Genomic DNA, 21,380 nt, shown 5'->3' with positions numbered 1-21,380 from the left:
AAACGGCCGAGCGGGAATGGATTTCAGTCCTCGTCGGGATGCGGGCGCGAGCTGAGGGTCATGGAGATGGCGAACGCCGCCGCTCGCATGGCGGGAAGCGCCGCCGGATCCTCTTTTCCCCTGGGATACACCACGCTCAGCGCGGCGACGGCCGACTTGTCGCCATCGAAGATCGGCACCGCGATCCCTGTCCAGTCCGGCATGCCGACCCCGGGGACCATGACATAGCGCTGGCGGCGGATCATGGCCAGGTGGCGACGCAGTACGTGCGGGTCGACAATAGTTTGCGGTGTGAATTTCGATAATTTGCGCCGCAGGAAAGCCTCCTGGTAATCCCCGGGAGAGAACGCCAGGAGTACCAGTCCGGTGGATCCTGCGTGGATGGGGTGCCGCTGGCCGATATGCGCGCGCTCGACGTCAAGGCCCGCGGGAGCGAGCCGCTCGAGATAGAGCACCGTATCCCCTTCGAGGACCCCCAGGGTCGTCAACTGGCCCAGGGATTCGAAGAGATTCTCCAGATGCGGCAGCGCGACGTTGCGGACCGCGAGCCGGTCGTTGCCCCGAGTCGACAACTCCCACAGTCGCATTCCGACCCGGATCCGCTTGTCCTCGCCGCGCTCGAGCAGTCCGTGCCGAACGAGTTCTGTCGCCAACCGGTACGTCGTGGCGACGGGCAGGTCGGCTCGCTCAGCGAGAACAGACAGCCCGAGGGCGGAATTCTGCCGGTCGAAGGCTGCCAGGATCCTGGACACTCGACCGATAACGGATTCCCGGCTCTCCTGCTGGATCCTCGAGCTACCTGTCATCGCGCACCGTCACCTCGCTCGGCCGGCAACGGCGCCGACCCGTGTCGCCCAATATACCGCAATGGTTTGACCAATGAGGCCGAATTGGCGGAGTTTCGGGTTTCGCGGCCGGCCCTGGCGGACCGGCGATGTCGCGCGGAGTGTGCACTTCCCGCACGGAAACATCAAGCAGTCTTCCAGTGAGCGGCAGCTGTGATCCGAGTCACGGTAGCATTGCTAATCTCCGCTAACGGTCGAACCGTTGATTCGGTCCCACGAACGAAATATCGACGCGGCCGATTCCTCATTCCATCGACTCTTCCTTTGCTCACTGCGTTAAGGAGCAATCATGAGCACCACGGTCCATTCCGATGCGCCAGGCCTCGCCGCCGCAGCCGGTTTCTTCGGCGGAGCCATCGAGTTCTACGACTTCTTCATCTACGGGACCGCCTCGGCGATCGCGTTTCGATCCTTGTTCTTCACCGGTCTGCCCTCGGCCATCGGCACCCTCGTGGCTTTCGCGACCCTGGCCGTCGGCTATCTGATCCGGCCGCTCGGTGCGGTGATCTTCGGCCACATCGGCGACCGCGCCGGGCGAAAGAAAGCGCTCATGGCCACGCTGGGCACCATGGGGTGCGCAACGGTCCTGATCGGTTGCCTGCCAACGACTTCTACGGTGGGCGCCTGGGCGGCCGTGCTGCTGGTGGGCTTGCGGCTGATCCAGGGCCTCGGTCTCGGCGGCGAGATGGGCAATGCGGCGACGTTGGCCATGGAAAGCTCGCCGAAGGGCCGACGCGGGTTCTACGGCTCGTTCTCCTATGCCGGAGGTTTCGCCGGCATGGTGATGGCGACCGGCGTGTTCGCGGTCGTCCGCGCTCTGCCGGGAGATGCCTTCATGGCCTGGGGATGGCGAATTCCCTTCCTGCTCAGCGCCATCCTGGTGGCTGTCGCCTATACCGTGCGCCGACGCATCCCCGAGCCCGCGACGACCGAGGAGATCCGCGCGCAGGAGCGTGCGCCGAAGCTGCCGATCGGCGAGATCCTCGGCAGCCACAAGAAGGATGTCCTGCTGGCAACGGTGATGGCCACGGGGCCGAACACTGTGTACTACATCGTGTCCGTGTTCGCCCTGTCTTATGCCTACACCCAGTACGCCGTCTCCCAAACGGTCATGCTCGTGCTGGTGACGATCTCGTCCGCGCTGCTGTGCGCCTCCGTACCGGCGTGGGGTGCGCTCTCCGACCGGGTCGGCCGGCGCAGGCTGATCATCGCGGGCTTCACCGCCGAGGCGGTCCTGACGTTCGTCTTCTTTCTCCTGCTGCCCTCTGCCGAACCGGTCCTGATCCTGATCGGCATGCTGCTCCTGCTGATCTTCGGGCACGGAGTCGTGACCGGAACCTCGGGTGCGTTCTTCCCGGAACTCTTCCCCGCGGAGGTGCGCTCGAGCGCGGTGTCGCTGGGCCAGCAACTGGGCGGCGCGCTGAGCGGTCTCGGCCCACTGGTGGCCTCCGCCATCACAGTTGCCAACCCGCACAACAGCATGCTGGTTGCCGCCTACGGCGCGGCCTTGTGCCTGCTCGGCGCTATTGCCGCGACCTGCGCTGTCGCACGTTGGGGGCACCGCGGCACGTCGCCCGGTCTCGCCGAGAATCCCGCCCTGGCGGCAACTGTGGACCAGCCCCGGTCTCGATGAGGGGGATGCGGCGGGCCGGGTGCTTACCGCACCCGGCCCGCCGCGTCCTCGCCGGCGACCAGGCCGTGAACGAGCGCCTTTGCCAAGCCGCCGACGTAACCGCTTGCCGGTCCGCCCTCGAGCCCGGCGGTGGTCGCCCCGGCGGCCGACAGGCCCGGGATCGGCCGGCCGTCGCGGCCGATCACCCGGCATCGGTCGTCGATGACCAACCCGCCCATCGTGTACGTGATGCCCGCGCACAACGGGATTGCGACCATGTCCCGGGTGGAGATGACCTCAGGCAGACGCCCAAGCGTCGAGTCCCGGCTGGTTCGCGGCACGTCCAGGGCGGCCGGGTCCCCGCTCCGGACGGCTTGGTTGTACGTCTCGAGGGTCGAGGCGAGCGAGTCGGCCGGCAGACCGGAACGCGCCGCCAACGTGGAAAGGTCGGCACCTCGATGCACGGTCGCGCCGTGCTCTTCGATCGTCGGGTTGGGGGGAAGGAGGAACTGTTTGCCGCAGGATTCCCAGAGTTTCTCGTCCAGAACCGCGAACGTTGCCAGCGGGTCGTCCTGACGTGCGATGGCATTGGCGATGGATACGCCGCCGAGTCCTTCATCGGTGAATCGCCGGCCGGTGGAGTCGACAACTATCGCGGCGGAGGCCACGATGTCGAGAATCGGGTAGGGCCACAGCCGATCGTCGGACAGCGCGGCGTCGCATTGAACATGCCCGTAGAACCTGTCCATACCGGCGACCTGAGCACCCACCTGCAGGGCCATTCTGATTCCGTCACCCAGACCTGTTCCGGCGCCGCGTTGACACAGTGACTCCGGCATCGGCGAGATATAGCGCCGAACCATATTCGGATTTCCCTGGAAGCCGCCGTCCGCGAGTAGTACCGCCGATGCGGAATATGTTTCCAGACAGCCGTCGCGATGGACGGCGACCCCTTCGCACCTTCCATTCCGCATCGCCAGGGAAATGGCGCGCGCACCGCGGACGATACCGGCTCCGGCGGCGTTCAGTCGACGTTCGAGTTCGGTTAACAGGCGGTCGGCGCCCTTGTCCGGCCAATGTGTCGCGAGTCCGGGTTCGCGAAGGCTGTAGGGATACAGCATGTTCTTCATGAATCCCAGATCACCACCGGTGCCCAGGGTGGCGCCGTGGTCGGCGAGCCACCGCACGGCCCGCGAGATGTTCCCGGTGAGAGCCTCGGTCAGCGCGGTATCGGCGTAACCGGCAGTGGCTTGCGCTACGGCCGCGGTCAGCGTCTGCGGTGGCGCGTGGACATCCTGGAATGCGATGTGGAAAACGCCTCCGCTGTACCGCGAGTTGGCAGCGTATGTCGTTTCCCGACCGGCTTCGAGCACGACTACCGTTATTCCGAGTTCCGCGGCTCGCACCGCCGCGGTCAGGCCTGCCAACCCGGCGCCGACAATCACCAGATCGGCCTGATTCTCTGCGTTTCCGGCAGTATCGCTGGTTGCTACAGAATTCATCGTTCGCCTCTTGTCTGTGCGCATTGCCACCGTGCCGGCCGGAATATCGACCGGTATGACCATGGTCACAGAGAGAAGCTGGACTGCACCTCGGAATTTCGGTCAGCAAAAATCTCGGGCCAGATGTCGAAAAAGGAATCAGCGGGTCGGATTCGGTACCGCGAAGTTGAAGACACCGGAATCGAAGCTGTTGTATCCCTCGTAATCGACGAGTTCGTAGAGCCGGGCGCGGGTCAGCATGTGCGGGACCGCGGCCTGTTGGGTGTGATCCTGCTGAATTGTCCGTAGGGTGCGCTCCATGGCGCCCAGGGATGCGCGCAGGAGAGTCACCGGATAGATGACCATGTTCACCCCGAGGTCCTGGAGCTGGTTCGTGGTGAACAATTCCGACTTTCCGAACTCGGTCATGTTGGCGAGGATGGGAACGTCGACGGCGGCCCGCAGAGCTTCGAACTCCCGGAGATCGGCCATCGCCTCGGGGAAGATCGCGTCCGCCCCGGCGTCCACCAGCGCCCTGGCTCGGTCGGCCGCGGCGTCCAGGCCCTCCACGCCGCGGATGTCGGTGCGGGCCATGATGAGGAACTCCGGATCCCTGCGCGCTCGAACGGCGGCGCGGATCCGCTGAGTGGCGGTGTGCAGGTCGACGACGGATTTGCCGTCGAGATGTCCGCAGCGCTTGGGATTCACCTGGTCTTCGATGTGGCAGCCCGCCAGTCCCGCGTTCTCCAGTTCTTGGACGGTGCGCGCGACATTCATCGGCTCGCCGAATCCGGTGTCGGCATCGACGATCGCGGGCAGGTCCGTCAGCCTGGCGATCTGCCCGGCTCGGGCGGCCACTTCGGGGAGGGCGGTTAGCCCGATGTCGGGGAAACCGAGCTCGTTGGCCAGGACGCCACCAGAGATGTAGACCCCTTCGAAACCCTGTTCCTGGATCAGCCGAGTCGAGATGGGGGTGAAGGCACCGGGAAAACGGGCGATCGTCCCGGAGCCGAGCAACTGCCGCAGTGCGCGGCGTTTGGCGGCCGCGTCGAGGGTGGAGAACAGCATTCGGTACTTCCTCTCGTCATATTCCCATCAGCTGTGCCGCGCGTTCTCGGTGTTCGTCGGGGGTGCCGAACAGCGCGGCATTCGTCTTCGCGCGCCGGAAGTACAAGTGCGCCATATGTTCCCAGGTGAATCCGATGCCGCCGTGCACCTGGATGGTGTCGTAGGCCGCGGCGATGTAGGCCTCGGAGGTGAGGGCGTGTGCCATCGCGGCCTCCGCGCCGACGGCCTCGTCGTCGTCCTCGATCGTCCGCGCGACCTGATATGCGGCCGAGCGGGCGAGTTCGACGTTCAGGAGCATCTCGGCAAGCTTCTGCTTGACGGCCTGGAAGCTGCCGATGGGCCGCCCGAACTGTTCACGCGTCCGGGCGTATTCGGCCGATTCCTCCAGCAGCCGCAGGGCGCCACCGACATTCTCCGCGCAGACGGCCGCGGACATCCGCTGGTTCATCGCCGCGAGTGCTTCTTCGGCGCCCGCCTGCGGTCCGATGAGAACGGCTGGGGCAGAACGTAATTGCACCGTCGCCTGCCGACGGGTCGAATCCAGGGTCGGCAGTGGCGAAATCTCCAAGCCCGGCGCGGCGGCGTCGACCTCGAAAAGGGAAAGCCCTTCGGCGGTGCGGGCGGTGACCAGCAGGCTGGTGGACTGGTCCGCGGCCAGGACATGTGTCTTGGTGCCCGACAGACGCCACCCGTCGTCGCCGGACGTGGCCTGGCAGGCGATCTCGGACGTGCGGGTTCCGGGTGCCGGTTCGTGGTGTGCGACCGTGATGATCTGCGATCCGTCGGCGACGCCGGGCAGCAAGCGCTGCTGAGCATCCCGGTCGCCGGTGGCCAGCAGAAGATTGGCCGACATGGCTACCGTCGACAAGAAGGGCACCGGCGCCAGCGCCCTGCCCAACTCCTCGATGACGATGCACAATTCGGTGTGGCTCGCGCCCGCCCCGCCGTATTCCTCCGGAACGACGATGCCCTGTAGCCCCAGTTCGGTGGCCATGCGCTGCCAGACCTCGGTTCGGTAACCCGCCTCGGATTCGATGTCGCGTCGTACGTCTGCAGGAGAGAAATTGGCCGCGCACAACGCCCGCACCATACTGCGCAGCTCGGCCTGCTCTTCGGTGAACGCCGATGCCATGGTCCAGCTCCCTTCGAGGACTCGATTGTCCGGGACGGTAGCCCGGTCTATTGGTTTGACCATAATCCAGGATCGTCGGACTGTCGACGCCTGCTTGGTGGAACCATTGAGGTTTTCGTCGATGTGAGGTCGGCGCACCAGGCTCCAGCCTATGGATCGTTCCGCCCGGATCGGACGGAAGTGGGGCGGTTTTTTTGCTGAGTGAAAACGACGCCTGTGGGCCAGCTCATATCTGTGAGCATGGGGCGAACCCGGCCGGCACGTGGGATCGGCCCGGTAGCGGCGTGCGGAGACATCGCATGCGCGACAACCAATTCCAGCAGACCGGCACACCGGTTACAGGACCTCGGGAGGCGATGTATGCCTGAAGAGACCATCATCATCGGCGGCGCCGGGCATGCGGGCGTACAGACCGCAGTCCGGTTGCGTGAGCTCGGCTGGGCCGGCCGCATCTTGATGATCGCCCCGGACGCCGACGACCCGTACGAGCGGCCGCCGCTCTCCAAGCATTTCCTCGAGCCCGGCTCACCGGATACCGTCGTGCCGCTGCGCAGACCCGGCTATTTCGAGAGCAAGGGGATCGAACGTCGGCGCGGGCGCATCGAACGGGTTGTGCCCTCTACGCGATATGTCCTGCTGGAGAGTGGATCTCGGGTCGACTACAGCAAGCTCGTCCTCGCACCGGGGTCGCACGCTCGTCGGCTGCTGGTCCCCGGCGGTGATCTGGCCGGTATCCACCAGCTCAAGACGCGAGAGGACGCACTTGCGCTGAAGGTCGCGCTGCGGGGCGGAGCGCGGGTCGTCGTGATCGGCGCCGGATACATCGGACTGGAGGTCGCTGCCGCGGCTGCGGCGATCGGTTGCGAGACAACGGTTCTCGAGTTCGAGAAGCGGGTGATGAACAGGGTCACCTCCGAGCCGGTCTCCCGGTACTTCCAACGGATCCACCAGGACCGGGGTACTCGCTTCGTCTTCGGTGCGGCCGTGACCGAGGTCCGCGGGGACGGCCGCGCGCAGGAGGTCCTCGCCTCGGATGGAAGCGTTTATCCGGCCGACGTCGTGGTCGTCGGCATCGGCGTTGTCCCTCTTCAGGAATTGGCGCGGGACTGCGGACTCCGGGTAGCGGACGGGATAGTCGTGGACCACGACAGCCGCACCAGCGACCCGGACATCTACGCGGCTGGCGATGCCACCCGGCTGATCGATGCGCATGACGGGACCAACCGCCGACTGGAAAGCATCCAGAGCGCCGTCGCGCAGGCCACCAACGCCGCGAACCACATCATGGGAAGCCCGTCCGGAAAACGCGAGGTGCCCTGGTTCTGGACCGTGCAGCACGGCGTCCGGTTCCAGACAGCGGGTCTGCGCGACCCCGGAGACACCGTGGTCGTCCGCGGATCCGAGACCGAACAGTTCTCCGTGCTGTATCTGCGCGAAGGTCGGCTCGCCGCCATCGACACCGTCGGGTCGCTGCGCGATTTCAACCCCGGCAAGAAGCTCATCGCCGCGGCCATACGCATCGATCCGCAACGGGCGGCCGACCCCGCCGTCAAATTGTCCGAAGCGGCCGTGGATCTGGCCGCGCACGAGGTGTGAAGGAGCACAACAGCTATGCCGAAGACCGGAAGCGTGGTCGGGATCGATGTGACCGACCGCGACGGACAGGGTCGCCGGGTGGACTGGGAGCCCGGACAGTCTCTCATGGAAGCGCTGCGCGACAACGACTTTCCCATTCTGGCCTCCTGCGGAGGGAACGCGTCCTGCGCGACCTGTCATGTATTTCTGCCCGAGCGGATCGTCGAGTTGCTGGGGGAGCGGAGCGAGGACGAACTCGAACTGCTCGAGGAGACGGAATTCTTCGATCCGAAGCGGTCGCGATTGTCCTGCCAGGTAGCGCATTGCGATCAGTTGGACGAACTCGGCGTCGTCATCGCTCCCGAGGAGGCGTGATGACCTCACTGGACGGACGCGTCGCGCTGGTCACCGGAGCGAGCCGGGGAATCGGCGCCGCCATCGCGGTGGCCATGGCCGAAGCCGGTGCGTCACTGGTGGTTACGTCTCGTTCCACCGCTGACACGCCGGGCAGGCTCCCGGGCACGCTGGACGAGACCGTGGCCGCCATCGAAGCCCACGGGGCCGCGGTGCTGGCTGTGCCGGCGGACCTGACCGACCTGAACGATCGTGAGGGGATCGTCTCGGCTGCCACCGACCGCTTCGGGCGGGTGGACATCCTGGTCAACAATGCCGCGGTCACCTACTTCACCCCTGGTGCCCAACTGTCGCGTGCGCGTGCGGCGCTGATGTTCGAGGTACAGGTCATGGCGCCGCTGCACCTGAGCCAGCTGGTGATGCCGGAGATGAAGCGCCGGGGCGCCGGATGGATTCTCAATATCTCCTCCGGCGAAGCCAAGGACCCCGAGATACCGCCCAGCCGGTTCAACGCCAAGGGCACCACGACCGTCTACGGCATGTGCAAGTCGGCACTGGAACGGTTGACCAGTGGATTGGCCGCGGAAGGCTTCAATCACGGCGTATCGGTGACCGCGCTGCGCCCCGGTGGCCTCGTCGCGACGCCCGGGGTCGTATTCCACGGTGTGATGACCCCGGACGACCCGGGCGCAGAGGACCCGCGGCTGATGGCCCAGGCGGCGGTCCGGCTCTGTAGCTCACCGGTGGAGCTCTACAGCGGCGGCGTCTACGAATCCACCGATCTGGCAGGCACATTGGCCGCGACCACACGCGAATCGAGGGAATGAAGTGAACGCCATGAGCCCACAGGGGGCGATGCCGGCCGTCGGCGATGTCGACATGCTCCGCGGCGTGAAGGTGGTTGAGGTGACCACGGCGGTCTCCGCACCTCTGGTCGGGCGAGTTCTGGCCGAGATGGGTGCGGAGGTCGTCAAAGTGGAATCCCGCGCGAAGATCGACGTCAACCGTGCGCGGCTGGCACGACCGACGGACCCGGAGGGGTATCCCGCGCACGAGGCGTTTCAGCTGCTGCACGAAGCCAGCTCGAGCAAGCAGAGCGTCACTCTGAACATGAAGACCGAGCAGGGCAGAGAGCTGTTCCTCGCCCTGCTGGCGGACGCGGATGTGCTGATCGAGAATTTCGTGCCCGGCTGGCTGGACCGGCTCGACCTGCCCATCGATCGGCTGCGGGAACAGTTTCCCCGCTTGGTCATATTCTCGGCCAGCGGCTACGGCCAGACCGGTCCGATGCGAACTCAGCGTTCCTACGCGCCGGTGATGACGGCGCTGGCCGGTGTGGAGGGCCTGATCGGCTATGAGGACGGCCAGGTCATGGGCTGTTCGGCGCTGGCATTGGCGGATCTGAACTGCTCGTTCAACGGTGTGTTCCTCGTGATGGCCGCGCTCGTCGTCCGGGAGTCGACCGGTCAGGGCACCCACATCGACCTGTCGCAGATCGAGGCGGCGGCCACGCTGGCGGGGGAGGCGTTCGTGGAACACCAGCTCCGGGGCGACCAGCCGGGTCCCGTGGGCAATCAGGACCCGGATGGCGCCCGCTGGTCGCTCGAGCGCGCGGCCGAGGACGACTGTTGGGTGGCCGCGGCCCGTGCCGTGGACGAATCGGGCCCCGATCATGCTCGGGCCGAACTGTTGAACCGGTTGCGGGCCAAGGGGATCGAGTCCGTTGCCGTGCTCTCACCGCAGCAGGTCGCCACCGACGACCGCTTCACCAGCCGCGGCTACATCCAGGACGTCGAGCATCCGCACCCGGCGATCGGACGGTTGACGGTCACCAGCGTTCCCTGGCGGGTCGAGGGAGTCGTGCCGCGAATTCGCGGTGCGGCTCCGATGATCGGCACCGGCAACGAGGACATCCTGGGCCGCTATGTCGACGCGGCGCGACTGGCCGAACTCGAACAGCAAGGGGTGCTGAAATGACCGACGGTCTCCTGCGGGGATATCTGGTCGTGGAGATCGGCCGCACCAGGGCGGCGGCCAACGCCGGCAAGTTGCTGGCCGACGCCGGAGCCCATGTGGTCGCGCTTCAAGACGCGCAGCGTGCGGAGAATCTGGGACCGGAGGCGCGGACCTACCTGGATCCGGCCAAGGATGTCGTCTCCTGGCACCGAGGCGATGACGCGGTTCTGGTCCAGGAGTTGATCGCCCGCGCCGACGCGGTGGTCACCGACCTGCCTACGGCGGAACTGAAAGAACGCGGTTTGGACGCAGATGCTCTGCGGAGCAAGCTGCCGCGACTGAGTTATGTGGCCCTGACGTCTGTCGGCTGGGAATCGCCGGAGGGTGCTCCAGCCGGGGAGTTGACCATGCAGGCCGAAAGCGGACTGATGCACATGGTCGGGCATCCCGATCGCGAACCGCTGTCGCTGCCCTACGGCATGGGCGCACTGCAATTGGGCCTGCACGGGGCGGCCGCGGCGGTGACCGCGCTGTACGTCGCGGCCACCAGCGGTCGCGGTCGGCTCGTCGAGATTTCCGGGGTCGATGTGCTGGCCTCGTATGTGCGCATCTACGGCGCGGTCGCGAACTACTACAACATCCCACTGCGCCGTGACGGGCGGCGCGCACCGGGGTCCGGTGGTCGCTATCCGTTCGGGCTGTTTCCCTGCAAGGACGGCTATGTCGCGATGATCTGCCGGTCCGAACGCGAGTGGGTGAGCCTGCTCGAGATGATGGGCAACCCGGAGTGGTCCCGCTCGGAGCGCTACAGCGACCTGTACGCCATCGCCGTGGAGTATCCCGACGAAGTGGACGCTCTGATCGAGCCCTGGCTGATGGCACACACCAGGGCCGAATTACTGGATTTGGCACAGAAATTCGCGATTCCCGTCGCACCCGTCAAGACCGTTCCGGAGGTCGCCGAGGATCCGCAACTGCGCGAGCACCGACACTTCTTCGACACGGTCGTGACCGACTCGGGACGTCGAGTGCTGGTGCCGGGACGCCCCTGGGCCAGCCCGGAACGCACGTTGCGCCAGCACGCGCCCAAGCCGTTCGCCGACGTCATCGGTGGCCTGGCCCGCAAGACCGAGGGAATGGAGGCGACGGCGTGAAGACCGAAAAGGCAGCGGGCCCAGCGATTCTGATCGAGCGAAGCGGTTCGATCGGCCGGTTGATCTTCAACCGGCCGTCCAAGAGCAATGCTCTGACCTTCGACGATGCGCAGCTGCTCCAGCGGTGCCTGCGGGAACTCGAAGAGGATGACGACATCAAGGTCATCATCCTCAAGGGCAACGGGAAATCGTTCTGCGCAGGCCACGACTTCGACGACATCGTCGAGTCCTACGGCTTGGATCGCAAGGACGCCAAGGGCCGTCCCCACCGGATGAGCGTTCGGCAGCGCCTCGTCATAGACCGGCGACTGGCCGAGGAGTACTCGGCCTTCCTGTATTCCCAGAAACCGGTGATCGCCCAGGTGCAGGGTGCCGCAGTCGGATTCGGGATGTACCTCACCGAACTGGTCGACCTGGTCATCTGCGCGGACGACGCCCGGTTCAGCCACGCCGAACAGCGGCTCGGCTTCGCCGGCAACACCTGGCATCTGAACATGCAGATCCTCACCTACGGCCCCAAGAAGGTGCGGGAAATGCTGCTGTTCGGTTCCCAGTTCAACGGACAGGACGCCGTCCGGCTGGGCCTGGCCAACGCCTCGGTTCCGCTCGAGGAGCTCGAAGCCACCGCGGAGAAGTGGGCCGAACGCATCGCCCGCAACCCGAAGGACGCCCTGGTGACCGGAAAAGCGGTCTACAACATGGCGATCGATTCGCTCGGCGGCAGCCAGCAGTTCTATCGAGGCGCGGTGGGCCACACCCTCGGCACCCTGCTGCACTTCGAGCAGGACGAGTTCAACTTCTTCCGGGAGCGCCGGGACGGCGGCACGAAATCGGCCTACCAGAACCGTGACGCTGCCTTCGACGGCAACATCACCAGCTGATGATGATAGCGAAAACCCTTGTATGACAGTCGAATACATACTTCAGGCTGATCAGCCGCCGACAGAGAGCCGATCCTTCACATGACCGACGACACGACAACCAACGACCTCCTGAACTACGCGGGCAAGATCTGCGTCGTGACCGGCGCGGCCTCGGGCATGGGCCAGGCCGCCGCCCGCCTGCTGACTGGTCTCGGCGCGGAGGTGATCGCCCTGGACGTCCGCGAAACCCCGGACCCGGTGGCGAAGTTCATCCGCATCGACCTGGCGGACAAGGATTCCATCGACGCGGCCCTGGCTGAAGTGCCACAGCGGGTGGACCGCGTCTTCAGCTGCGCGGGAATCGCGGGAACGATCTACGCCGGGCGGACATTCTCCGAGCTGGACGTTCTCACCATCAATTTCATCGGCGCGCGGTCTCTGATCGAGGGCCTGATCCCGCGGCTGCCGCGGGACGGATCGATCGCGCTGATCGCCTCCACGGGCGGAATGCGGTGGCAGACACGCAAGAATCTGCACCTCGACTTCGCCCGGACCGATGGCTTCGAGGCCGCTCAGCGCTGGTTCGGGGACCACCGGGACGAGCTGGAGCAGACGTTCACCGGTCTGAACTTCCCCTACATGATGTCCAAGGAAGCCCTGATCGTCTGGATGAAGTACCGGGCCTACACGTTGTCGGGCCAGCGGATCCGGCTCAACGCGATCTCCCCGGCCGCCACCGATACGCCGATGGCGGAGGACTTCAGCCGAAACGCCAACGGCTTGAGGGGTTCTCACATTTCGGAGGTGGGTGTGGCCTCGACACCGGAGCAGCAAGCCCGCGCCCTGATCTTCCTCAACAGCGGTCTCGCCGGCTACGTCAGCGGACAGGACCTTCAGGTCGACTATGCCTTCACCGTCAAAGGGCTGCACGAGATGGCCGCGACCGAGCCCGTGGACGCAGCGCGATGACCGGACTCGAGTCCGCCTACGAACGTTTCAGGAGAAGAACATGAGCATCGACACCGCAGCCGTCCGGGAACCGGCCCAGGCGCAGATCCTCGGCGCGACACCGACCAACCTGCTCATCGACGGTCAGTGGGTCCCGGCGTCCGGCGAAAAGACCTACACCATCTACGATCCCTCGACCGAAGAGCCGCTGATCGAGGTCGCGGATGCGACACCGGCCGACGGTCGGCGTGCGCTGGAGGCCGCGGTCGCGGCCCAGGCGGGGTTCGCGGCCACGACGCCCAAGTTCCGGGCCGGCATTCTCCGGGGAGTCGTGGAGATCCTGCGGGAGCGCATGGAGACCATGGCCCGGCTGCTGTCCATGGAGGCGGGCAAGCCGCTGTTCGAATCCCGCGCCGAGATCAACAGCGGTATCGACTTCATCGAGCACTTCGCCGAGGAAGCGGTCCGCACAGCGGGCAACTACCAGATCAACCCCGTCAGCGGGGGACGAATGATCGTGGTGAAGCAGCCGATCGGCACGTCCATCCTGATCACGCCCTGGAACTTCCCGTTCTCCCAGGCGGCCCGCAAACTGGCCCCGGCCATCGCCGCGGGGTGCACGGTGGTGATCAAGCCGGCCACCGAAACCCCCTTGGTACTACTGGCTTTCGCCCAGGCGCTCATGGATGCAGGTGTCCCCGCAGGCGCCCTCAACACCGTCACCACCAGTTCCCCGAACGATGTCATGGAGCCGTTGATCCGGTCCGGGCTGGCTCGCAAACTGTCGTTCACCGGGTCCACCGCGGTCGGCGTCAAGCTGCTGGAACAGGCCGCCGAGCAAGTCCTGAGTACGTCGCTGGAGTTGGGTGGCAACGCTCCTTTCATCGTTTTCGACGATGCCGACCTCCAGGTCGCCATCGATGCCCTGATGATGAACAAGATGTGGAACGCGGGCCAGACCTGCACCTCGGCCAATCGGATCTTCGTGCATTCCACGATCATCGACCGCTTTCAGGAGATGCTGGTCGAGCGGATGGCCGGCTACGTCCAGGGCAACTGGGCCCAGGACGGGGTCAACCTGGGGCCGCTCATCAACGCCAGGCAGGTTGCCAATGTCGCCGCGATCGTGGACGACGCCGTGGCCAAGGGCGCGAAACTCGTTGTCGGAGGTGGTCTTCCGGACCGTCCGGGATACTTCTACCAGCCCACGGTGCTGCGTGACGTCCCCGCCGACGCTGTGCTCAACGCCGAGGAGATCTTCGGCCCGGTCGCCGCGCTGATCCCGTTCGACGACGAGCCCGACGTGGTGCGGCGGGCGAACGACACGGACTACGGCCTGGTCGCCTACGTCTTCACGCAGAACCTGCACCGCGCGGTGCGGGTCTCCGAAGCCCTGGAAACCGGGAATGTCGGTCTCAACCGAGGGACGGTGGCCTATGCCGCCGCGCCTTTCGGTGGCGTCAAGAAGTCCGGTCTGGGACGCGAAGGCTCCTGGGAGGGCCTCGACGAGTTCCTGGAGACGAAGTTCGTCGCGTTGCAGATGTAACACAACGCATTTCGACGATCGAGATCGCCGGGGCGGCGGACGCATGTCCGCCGCCCCGGCGGTACTTTCGCACCGTGCGTCGAGGACGCTGTGCGCTACTGACCGGTGAAGTTGGCGGGGCGTTTCTCGACGAAGGCCGCCATGCCTTCCTTCTGGTCGGCGGTAGCGAACAGGGAGTGGAACACTCGGCGTTCGAACCGCAGTCCCTCGGTCAGGGTGGTCTCGAACGAGCGGTTCACCGCTTCGGTGGCGATCATCACCGACGGCAGCGACATCGATGCGATCGTCTCGGCGACCTCCAGGGCGGTGCCGAGCAGGTCGGCGGCCGGCACGATCCGCGCGACCAGGCCCGCGCGTTCGGCCTCCTCGGCGTCCATGTTGCGGCCGGTGAGGATGAGGTCCATGGCTTTTGCCTTGCCGACGGCGCGGGTGAGGCGTTGTGAGCCGCCCATGCCGGGGATGACGCCGAGCTTGATCTCCGGCTGGCCGAACTTGGCGTTGTCGGCGGCGATGAGGATGTCGCACACCATGGCGAGCTCGCAGCCACCGCCGAGGGCATAGCCCGCGACCGCGGCGATGATGGGTTTGCGGAAGGCGACCAGCCGGTCCCAGCCGGCGAAGTGGTCGGTGAAGAACATGTCCATGTAGGACTTGGTCTGCATTTCCTTGATGTCCGCGCCGGCGGCGAAGGCTCGTTCGGAGCCGGTCAGCACGACCGCGCCTATCTCACGGTCGTTTTCGAGTTCGTCGAGTGCGGCTGTGATGTCGGTGAGCACCTGTGAGTTGAGCGCGTTGAGTGCCTTGGGCCGGTTGAGGGTGATGAGTGCGACGCGGCCTTTGCGCTCGAGCAGGATGGTCTCGAATGTGGTCATGCCTGTTCCTTTTCCGATCGTTTCCGGATGTCGGTGATGACTGCCGAGAAGTCCGTGCTCGATCCGACTTGGTTGAAGTCGTTGTAGATGTCGGCGGCGAGCTGTCCGATCCGCCCTTGGACCCCGTTGTCGCGCAGGGCGTTCGCGGCCAGGTTGAGGTCCTTGGTCATGAGGGCGGTGGCGAAGCCGGGCTTGTAGTCGTTGTTCGCCGGGCTGGTCGGTACCGGGCCCGGAACCGGGCAGTTGGTGGTCAGCGCCCAGGACTGTCCCGATGCGGTGGACACCACGTCGAAGAATTTGTCGTGTGCCAGGCCGAGCTTCTCGCCGAGCACGATGGCCTCGGACAAGCCGATCATCGAGATGCCCAGCAGCATGTTGTTACAGATCTTCGCCGCCTGTCCCACCCCGGGGCCGCCGCAGTGCACGACCTGGCGGCCCATGACCTCCAGCAGCGGCAGCGCCTGGGCGAAGTCGGCCTCCGCGCCACCCACCATGAAGGTCAGTGTGCCCGCGGCCGCACCGGTCACGCCGCCGGAGACTGGCGCGTCCAGTGCCCGGTGACCTTGTGTCACAGCGAGTTCGGCGGCAGCGACGGAGTCGGCGACGTCGATGGTGGAGGAGTCGATGAACAGTGTGCCGGGCTTGGCGGCGGCGAGGATCTCGCGGTAGACCTCGAGCACGATACGCCCGTTGGGCAGCATCGTGATGACGATGTCGGCTTCGGCGACGGCTTCGGGGGCGGTCGCGACGACGGTGAGGCCGTCCCGCCGGGCTTGGTCCTGGGCTTCGGGAACGGGATCGAAGGCCAGGACCTGGTACTTCGCCGCGGCGAGGTTGGCGGCCATCGGGCCGCCCATGTGGCCCAGGCCCAAGAATCCGATCGTCGTGTCTTCGGGTTTGCTCATTGCGTATCCTTGTCTTTCGCTGCGGCCGAACCCAATTCGCGGTCGCCGAGCTCGCCGAGGTAGGCCTCGACGTCCGCCGCGGTGACTTCCGCGAGGGTGGCGGGCGACCACCGCGGGGTTCGGTCTTTGTCGATGACCTGGGCGCGAATACCTTCGATCAGGTCGTGGGTGGTGAGAGCGGCGACCGAGACCCGGTACTCCTGGTCGAGTACTTCTTCGAGCGATCCGGCGGTTCGCGCGCCGCGTAGTTCACGCAGTGTGACCTTCAGTGCTGCAGGCGATTTGGCCAGCACGTCCGCTGCGGCCTTGGCTGCTTCGGGTCGGCCGTCGCCCTGTAGCCGGTGCAGGATTTCCTCGACTGTGTTCGCGCTGTAGCACGCGTCGATCCAGTCTTGTTGTGCCTGAAGGGCCGAGGCGGGTGCGGGTTGTGCGAACTTGGCGATAGCGATGTCGGGGTCGGTCGTGCGCAGAGTGTCCAGTAGCGCTGGGATGTGTTCGGACGGAACGAAATAGTCGGCGAACCTCGCCGCGATGGCGTCACTGGCGGTCATGCGTGCGGTGGTGAGTGCGACGTGTGTGCCGATCTCCCCGGGTGAGCGCGCCAGCAGCCAGGTGCCGCCGACGTCCGGGACGAACCCGATGCCGGTTTCGGGCATTCCGATCATGGACCGCTCGGTCACGATGCGATGCGAGGCGTGCCCGGACAGCCCGACGCCGCCGCCCATGACGATGCCGTCCATCACCGCGACATAGGGTTTCGGGTATCGGCTGATGAGTGCGTTCAGGACGTACTCATCGCGCCAGAATCTGCCGCTGGGCGAGTCGGCGCTCTCGTACGGGGAAGCGCCTCGGGCGACGGCTTGTTCGGCGTCGGCGTGGATGGCGACGATGTCGCCGCCCGCGCACAGTCCGCGCTCGCCCGCGCCCGTGATGGCGACTGTTCGTACCGAGTCGTCGCGCTCCCACTCGCGCAACGCATCCAGGATCGTCAGCGCCATCGAGTGATTGAGCGCGTTGAGAGCCTTGGGGCGATTGAGTGTGATCAGCCCGAGGCCACCGTGTTTCTCGATCAGGACTTCCGGCGGGGCTGTCCCCGTCTGCGGTTCCGCGCTCATGCTGCTCCTACTACCGAACGGGCGACAACCACCCGCATGATCTCGTTCGTTCCTTCGAGAATCTGGTGCACCCGCAGGTCGCGGACGATCTTCTCGATTCCGTATTCGGCGAGGTATCCGTAGCCGCCGTGCAACTGCAAGGCTTTGTTGGCGACCTCGAATCCGATGTCGGTGGTGAACCGTTTCGCCATGGCGCACAGCTCCACTTTGTCCGCGGAGCCGGTGTCCAAACCGACGGCCGCTCGCCACAGCAGCGTGCGGGCCGCCTCGAGCGAGGTGCGCATATCGGCCAACTCGAACTGCAGTGCGGCGTTGTCCAGCAGCCGGGCGCCGAAGGCCTTGCGCTCGGCCAGATATGACACGGTCCGGTTCAGCGCTTCCTGTGCCCCGCCCAGCGAGCAGGCGGCGATGTTGAGCCGACCGCCGTTGAGCGCGCTCATCGCGATGCGGAACCCGCTGCCTTCGGATCCCAGGAGGTTGGCCGCGGGCACCCTGGCGTTGTCGAAGATGACCTGCCGGGTGGGCTGAGCGTTCCAGCCCATTTTCCGCTCGTTCGCTCCGAACGACAGCCCTACCGTGTCGGCGGACACGATGAATGCCGAAATCCCTTGCGGCCCTTCAGCTCCTGTGCGCGCCATGACCACGTAGACGTCGCTGCTGCCCGCGCCGGAGATGAATTGCTTGACGCCGGTGAGCAGATAATCCTCACCGTCGCGAACGGCCTTGGTGCTCAAGGCCGCCGCGTCCGAGCCCACGCCGGGTTCGGTGAGCGCGTAGCTGGCCAGCAGGTTCATCGATGCCAGCTCGGGCAGCCATCGCTGGCGTTGTGCTTCGTCGCCGTAGGTGTCGATCATCCACGTGGCCATGTTGTGGATGGAGATGAACGCGGCCACGGCCGGACATCCGGTCGCGAGCTGTTCGAATATGCGCACGGCATCCAAGCGACGCAGTGCCGATCCGCCCACATCCTCGCGCACATAGATGCCACCGAGACCGAGCGGGCCGGCCTTGCGCAGCACGTCGATGGGGAAATGCTTGTGCTCGTCCCAGTCCAGGGCGTTGGGCGCGAGCAGTTCGTCAGCGAAGGAACGAGCGGTTTCGACGATCGCCTTCTCGTCCTCGTCCAGTACGAACATCGCCTATTCCATCGTCGGGATGACGAAGGCGTTGGATTCCTTCAGCCCCTTGGGCCAACGCTGTGTCACCGTCTTGGTCTTGGTGTAGAAGCGGATCGAGTCGGGACCGTGCTGGTTGAGATCCCCGAAGCCGGAACGCTTCCAGCCGCCGAAGGTGTGATAGGCGATCGGCACCGGGATCGGCACGTTGACCCCGACCATGCCGACCTGCACCCGGGTCGCGAAATCGCGGGCGGTATCACCGTCGCGGGTGAAGATCGCGACCCCGTTGCCGAACTCGTGCTCGTTCGGCAGGCGCAGCGCCTCCTCGTAGTCCTTCGCGCGCACGATGGCCAGCACTGGACCGAAGATCTCCTCGCGGTAGATCCGCATGTCCGCGGTGACGTTGTCGAACAGCGTCGCGCCGACGAAGAATCCGTCCGCCGCGCCCTCGACCGTGACGCCGCGGCCGTCGATGACCAGCTCGGCGCCTTCGTCGACGCCGACCTGGACATAGTTGTTCACCCGGTCCACGCCGTCCTGGCCGACCAGCGGGCCGAAGTCGGCGCCCGGGTCGTCCGAGCGACCGATGTTGAGCTTGTGAATGCGCTCGATCAGCTTGTCGCGCAGACGATCCGCCGTTTCCGCGCCTACCGGGACCGCGACCGAGATCGCCATGCACCGCTCGCCGGCCGAACCGTAGCCCGCCCCGATCAACTGGTCGGCCACATCGTCCAGATCGGCGTCGGGCATGACGATCGCATGGTTCTTGGCCCCGCCGAAACACTGCGCGCGCTTGCCGTGCGCGGTCGCGGTCTCGTAGATGTACTGCGCGATCGGCGTCGAACCGACGAACCCGACGGCCTGAATCCGCGGATCGGTCAGCAGCGCGTCGACCGCGACCTTGTCGCCGTTGACCACGTTGAACACCCCGGGCGGAAGGCCCGCCTCCAGGAAGAGCTCAGCCAGGCGCAGCGGCACCGAAGGGTCGCGCTCGGAAGGCTTGAGCACGAAGGCATTTCCGCACGCCAGAGCGGGCCCGGCCTTCCACAGCGGGATCATGGCCGGGAAGTTGAACGGCGTGATACCAGCGACCACGCCGAGCGGCTGGCGCATGGAGTACACGTCGATGCCGGTGCCCGCGCTGCCGGAATACTCGCCCTTGAGCAGGTGCGGGATGCCGGTGGCGAACTCTACGACCTCGAGGCCGCGCTGAATATCGCCCTTGGCATCGGGGATCGTCTTGCCGTGCTCGGCGGACAGCAGCGCTGCCAGGGAGCCCATCTCGTCCTGCACCAGCGTCAGGAACCGCATCAGCACCCGCGCCCGCTTCTGCGGATTGAACGCCGCCCATTCCAGCTGCGCCGCAGCCGCATTCGCCACGACGTCCGCCACCTCGGCCTCCGTCGCCAGCGGCACCCTGGCCTGCACCTGCCCCGTGCTGGGGTCGTAGACGTCGCCGAACCTCCTGGACGTTCCGGGAACCTGCCGTCCACCGACGAAATGGGTGAGTTCTCGAACCATGTCACTCCTGCCTTGCTGCTCGTGCGCCGATCGCACATCAGACGTTTGGCATCCTATAGTTGGACATCCAACAATATTATTGTGTGATAATTCACAAGTGAATGTGTTCACTGAGGGGTGCGAGTGGTAGACCAGGTCCTTGCGCAAGTACGCGAGCATCGGCGTGCTGGGTTGATAGAGGAATCGATGCGGGCGCGAAGCAATCCGCTGACTGAGGGAAGGGGATCGCGTAGACGCCCAACCGGACCCTCGGTCTCCTTCGGTCGCTCGTTGGCGGAAAATGAACCGAAGGTGCCCGCTAACGTCAAAGCTCGCCATGCTGACCGACCGGTGGGCAGGTAGAAGGAGTGCGGATCCGATGCTCAGCATTCAGTTCGATCAGCCCGGGGGAATCGATGCGCTCGGGTTGCGTCACGTGCCGGACCCCGCACCCGGGCCCGGGCAGGTTCTCATCGAGCTGGAGGCGTCGGCGATCAATCCGGCGGATGTCAAGATCCGGTCCGGCGCGATCGAACCGCGGGCCGGGCAGTCGCCGTTTACGCTGGGTTACGACTTGGTCGGGACGGTGGTCCGTGTTGGCGCGACGGACCGATCACCGGCGGTTGGCACCCGCGTGCTGGCGATGTCCGCGATGGCGGCGACGGGAGTGGGCGTCTGGTCGGAATTGGTCCGTTTGCCCGTGACTTCGGTCGTCCCGGTGCCCGACGGGATTCCGGTGACGATGCTAGTTCAGTTGCCGCTGGCCGGGTTGACCGCGCTGCAAGCTGTTCGAGCGTTGGATCTGCCGGCCGGCAGCGAGGTGATGGTGGCCGGCGCACGAGGTGCGGTGGGCCGCATGGCGATTCAACTGTTGCCGCTGTACGGCTACCGGGCGCACGGATTGTTCCGCAATGCCGGTCAACTGGACGGCATGCCCCCGGGGCTCGAGTTCACCGCGTCCGTGGGCGCCGCCGCAGCGGGTTGTGCCGACGGCGTCGTCGACACAGCCGGCGTCGTCGACGGCACCCTGCTCCGGCCGGCTGGGCGGTGGGTCAGCGTGGATCCCGCAGCGCGACCGGATCCGCGGTCACCGGATATGGCCGGTAGGTCGAGCGTGCTCGTCATCACGCAGGAGTCCGGTCGCCAGCTCGGTGAGCTCGTCGACCACCTCGAGCGGGGCTCGCTGAATGTACCCGACCCGGTGGTTTTCGATTGGCGCGAATTCCGCCAGGCCCACGCGGAGCTCGACCGTCGCCGCGGACACCGAGTAGTGATGGTGCGCTGACTGATCCGGACCGTCGCGCCACATGTCCTGCGGCATGGGCGGGTATCCGCG

At 66.0% G+C, this 21,380-nt stretch carries 19 protein-coding genes; 10 read left to right on the top strand and 9 right to left on the bottom strand.

Annotated elements, in window-relative coordinates:
* Positions 1 to 23: 23 nt before the first annotated feature.
* On the bottom strand, positions 24 to 806 hold the full coding sequence (locus NM2_RS00095; protein WP_067662040.1) for an IclR family transcriptional regulator: 783 nt from the start codon (positions 804 to 806) through the stop codon (positions 24 to 26).
* A 328-nt stretch (positions 807 to 1,134) separates the two neighbouring features.
* Here NM2_RS00095 and NM2_RS00090 point away from each other — a divergent pair, with 328 nt between their 5' ends.
* Positions 1,135 to 2,478: an MFS transporter gene (locus NM2_RS00090; RefSeq protein WP_067662038.1), complete on the top strand. Its 1,344-nt coding sequence runs from the start codon at positions 1,135 to 1,137 to the stop codon at positions 2,476 to 2,478.
* Positions 2,479 to 2,501: 23 nt separating this feature from the next.
* Here NM2_RS00090 and NM2_RS00085 read toward each other — a convergent pair whose 3' ends face one another.
* From NM2_RS00085 to NM2_RS00075, 3 genes are all read right to left on the bottom strand, one after another.
* Positions 2,502 to 3,959 carry an FAD-dependent oxidoreductase gene (locus tag NM2_RS00085; protein ID WP_067663165.1) on the bottom strand — a complete coding sequence of 486 codons (1,458 nt, stop codon included), beginning with the start codon at positions 3,957 to 3,959 and terminating at the stop codon, positions 2,502 to 2,504.
* Between the two features lie 138 nt (positions 3,960 to 4,097).
* Positions 4,098 to 5,006, bottom strand: coding sequence for a methylisocitrate lyase (gene prpB / locus NM2_RS00080; RefSeq protein WP_067662036.1), 909 nt, complete (start codon positions 5,004 to 5,006; stop codon positions 4,098 to 4,100).
* A gap of 16 nt (positions 5,007 to 5,022) precedes the next feature.
* Positions 5,023 to 6,138 carry an acyl-CoA dehydrogenase family protein gene (locus NM2_RS00075; RefSeq protein WP_067662034.1) on the bottom strand — a complete coding sequence of 372 codons (1,116 nt, stop codon included), beginning with the start codon at positions 6,136 to 6,138 and terminating at the stop codon, positions 5,023 to 5,025.
* A gap of 360 nt (positions 6,139 to 6,498) precedes the next feature.
* Here NM2_RS00075 and NM2_RS00070 point away from each other — a divergent pair, with 360 nt between their 5' ends.
* The 8 genes from NM2_RS00070 to NM2_RS00035 all read left to right on the top strand — a co-directional run bounded on the left by NM2_RS00070 (position 6,499) and on the right by NM2_RS00035 (position 14,534).
* Complete coding sequence (locus tag NM2_RS00070; protein WP_067662031.1) at positions 6,499 to 7,734, top strand: NAD(P)/FAD-dependent oxidoreductase; 1,236 nt, start codon at positions 6,499 to 6,501, stop codon at positions 7,732 to 7,734.
* A gap of 15 nt (positions 7,735 to 7,749) precedes the next feature.
* The gene (locus NM2_RS00065) at positions 7,750 to 8,088 is read left to right on the top strand and encodes a 2Fe-2S iron-sulfur cluster-binding protein (protein WP_067662028.1); all 339 of its coding nucleotides are present in this window, start codon (positions 7,750 to 7,752) and stop codon (positions 8,086 to 8,088) included.
* Positions 8,088 to 8,894, top strand: coding sequence for an SDR family NAD(P)-dependent oxidoreductase (locus NM2_RS00060; protein WP_067662025.1), 807 nt, complete (start codon positions 8,088 to 8,090; stop codon positions 8,892 to 8,894). The genes NM2_RS00065 and NM2_RS00060 overlap by 1 nt, the downstream gene beginning before the upstream one ends.
* Before the next feature lie 10 nt (positions 8,895 to 8,904).
* A complete protein-coding gene (locus NM2_RS00055) occupies positions 8,905 to 10,044 on the top strand; it encodes a CaiB/BaiF CoA transferase family protein (protein WP_157120812.1) in 1,140 nt (379 codons plus the stop codon).
* Positions 10,041 to 11,177 (top strand): CoA transferase, encoded by a 1,137-nt coding sequence (locus NM2_RS00050; RefSeq protein WP_067662019.1) that lies wholly within the window; start codon positions 10,041 to 10,043, stop codon positions 11,175 to 11,177. Before NM2_RS00055 ends, NM2_RS00050 begins: the two co-directional genes overlap by 4 nt.
* Positions 11,174 to 12,058: an enoyl-CoA hydratase/isomerase family protein gene (locus tag NM2_RS00045; protein ID WP_169816077.1), complete on the top strand. Its 885-nt coding sequence runs from the start codon at positions 11,174 to 11,176 to the stop codon at positions 12,056 to 12,058. The genes NM2_RS00050 and NM2_RS00045 overlap by 4 nt, the downstream gene beginning before the upstream one ends.
* 81 nt (positions 12,059 to 12,139) lie before the next feature.
* A complete protein-coding gene (locus NM2_RS00040) occupies positions 12,140 to 13,009 on the top strand; it encodes an SDR family oxidoreductase (protein ID WP_067662017.1) in 870 nt (289 codons plus the stop codon).
* Positions 13,010 to 13,049: 40 nt separating this feature from the next.
* Positions 13,050 to 14,534 (top strand): NAD-dependent succinate-semialdehyde dehydrogenase, encoded by a 1,485-nt coding sequence (locus NM2_RS00035; protein WP_067662015.1) that lies wholly within the window; start codon positions 13,050 to 13,052, stop codon positions 14,532 to 14,534.
* Between the two features lie 95 nt (positions 14,535 to 14,629).
* On the opposite strand, the gene NM2_RS00030 is transcribed toward NM2_RS00035, so the two are convergent.
* The 5 genes from NM2_RS00030 to NM2_RS00010 are packed head-to-tail and all read right to left on the bottom strand — an operon-like array spanning position 14,630 to position 20,065.
* Positions 14,630 to 15,406, bottom strand: a complete 777-nt coding sequence (locus tag NM2_RS00030) for an enoyl-CoA hydratase (RefSeq protein WP_067662008.1) — start codon at positions 15,404 to 15,406, stop codon at positions 14,630 to 14,632.
* Positions 15,403 to 16,311, bottom strand: a complete 909-nt coding sequence (mmsB, locus tag NM2_RS00025; protein WP_067662004.1) for a 3-hydroxyisobutyrate dehydrogenase — start codon at positions 16,309 to 16,311, stop codon at positions 15,403 to 15,405. The genes NM2_RS00030 and mmsB overlap by 4 nt, the downstream gene beginning before the upstream one ends.
* Positions 16,308 to 17,426 (bottom strand): enoyl-CoA hydratase/isomerase family protein, encoded by a 1,119-nt coding sequence (locus tag NM2_RS00020; protein WP_067662000.1) that lies wholly within the window; start codon positions 17,424 to 17,426, stop codon positions 16,308 to 16,310. The genes mmsB and NM2_RS00020 overlap by 4 nt, the downstream gene beginning before the upstream one ends.
* Complete coding sequence (locus NM2_RS00015; protein WP_067661997.1) at positions 17,423 to 18,562, bottom strand: acyl-CoA dehydrogenase family protein; 1,140 nt, start codon at positions 18,560 to 18,562, stop codon at positions 17,423 to 17,425. Before NM2_RS00015 ends, NM2_RS00020 begins: the two co-directional genes overlap by 4 nt.
* Before the next feature lie 3 nt (positions 18,563 to 18,565).
* Positions 18,566 to 20,065: a CoA-acylating methylmalonate-semialdehyde dehydrogenase gene (locus NM2_RS00010; protein WP_067661995.1), complete on the bottom strand. Its 1,500-nt coding sequence runs from the start codon at positions 20,063 to 20,065 to the stop codon at positions 18,566 to 18,568.
* A 358-nt stretch (positions 20,066 to 20,423) separates the two neighbouring features.
* Here NM2_RS00010 and NM2_RS00005 point away from each other — a divergent pair, with 358 nt between their 5' ends.
* A complete protein-coding gene (locus NM2_RS00005; RefSeq protein ID WP_067661992.1) occupies positions 20,424 to 21,329 on the top strand; it encodes an alcohol dehydrogenase catalytic domain-containing protein in 906 nt (301 codons plus the stop codon).
* Positions 21,330 to 21,380 lie beyond the last annotated feature (51 nt).

The sequence above is a fragment of the Nocardia miyunensis NBRC 108239 genome (genome assembly GCF_001613065.1).
GTDB lineage: Bacteria > Actinomycetota > Actinomycetes > Mycobacteriales > Mycobacteriaceae > Nocardia > Nocardia miyunensis.
This window is presented reverse-complemented; position numbering and strand designations above follow the sequence as displayed.

Excerpts from the sequence above, each read along its gene's own strand:
- NM2_RS00070 (WP_067662031.1), top strand. The coding sequence starts at position 6,499 with ATGCCTGAAGAGACCATCATCATCGGCGGCGCCGGGCATGCGGGCGTA.
- NM2_RS00095 (WP_067662040.1), bottom strand. The coding sequence starts at position 806 with ATGACAGGTAGCTCGAGGATCCAGCAGGAGAGCCGGGAATCCGTTATC.
- NM2_RS00050 (WP_067662019.1), top strand. The coding sequence starts at position 10,041 with ATGACCGACGGTCTCCTGCGGGGATATCTGGTCGTGGAGATCGGCCGC.
- NM2_RS00055 (WP_157120812.1), top strand. The coding sequence starts at position 8,905 with ATGAGCCCACAGGGGGCGATGCCGGCCGTCGGCGATGTCGACATGCTC.
- NM2_RS00060 (WP_067662025.1), top strand. The coding sequence starts at position 8,088 with ATGACCTCACTGGACGGACGCGTCGCGCTGGTCACCGGAGCGAGCCGG.
- NM2_RS00015 (WP_067661997.1), bottom strand. The coding sequence starts at position 18,562 with ATGTTCGTACTGGACGAGGACGAGAAGGCGATCGTCGAAACCGCTCGT.
- prpB (WP_067662036.1), bottom strand. The coding sequence starts at position 5,006 with ATGCTGTTCTCCACCCTCGACGCGGCCGCCAAACGCCGCGCACTGCGG.
- NM2_RS00010 (WP_067661995.1), bottom strand. The coding sequence starts at position 20,065 with ATGGTTCGAGAACTCACCCATTTCGTCGGTGGACGGCAGGTTCCCGGA.
- NM2_RS00075 (WP_067662034.1), bottom strand. The coding sequence starts at position 6,138 with ATGGCATCGGCGTTCACCGAAGAGCAGGCCGAGCTGCGCAGTATGGTG.
- NM2_RS00040 (WP_067662017.1), top strand. The coding sequence starts at position 12,140 with ATGACCGACGACACGACAACCAACGACCTCCTGAACTACGCGGGCAAG.
- NM2_RS00005 (WP_067661992.1), top strand. The coding sequence starts at position 20,424 with ATGCTCAGCATTCAGTTCGATCAGCCCGGGGGAATCGATGCGCTCGGG.
- NM2_RS00085 (WP_067663165.1), bottom strand. The coding sequence starts at position 3,959 with ATGAATTCTGTAGCAACCAGCGATACTGCCGGAAACGCAGAGAATCAG.
- NM2_RS00030 (WP_067662008.1), bottom strand. The coding sequence starts at position 15,406 with ATGACCACATTCGAGACCATCCTGCTCGAGCGCAAAGGCCGCGTCGCA.
- NM2_RS00035 (WP_067662015.1), top strand. The coding sequence starts at position 13,050 with ATGAGCATCGACACCGCAGCCGTCCGGGAACCGGCCCAGGCGCAGATC.
- NM2_RS00065 (WP_067662028.1), top strand. The coding sequence starts at position 7,750 with ATGCCGAAGACCGGAAGCGTGGTCGGGATCGATGTGACCGACCGCGAC.
- NM2_RS00020 (WP_067662000.1), bottom strand. The coding sequence starts at position 17,426 with ATGAGCGCGGAACCGCAGACGGGGACAGCCCCGCCGGAAGTCCTGATC.
- NM2_RS00090 (WP_067662038.1), top strand. The coding sequence starts at position 1,135 with ATGAGCACCACGGTCCATTCCGATGCGCCAGGCCTCGCCGCCGCAGCC.
- mmsB (WP_067662004.1), bottom strand. The coding sequence starts at position 16,311 with ATGAGCAAACCCGAAGACACGACGATCGGATTCTTGGGCCTGGGCCAC.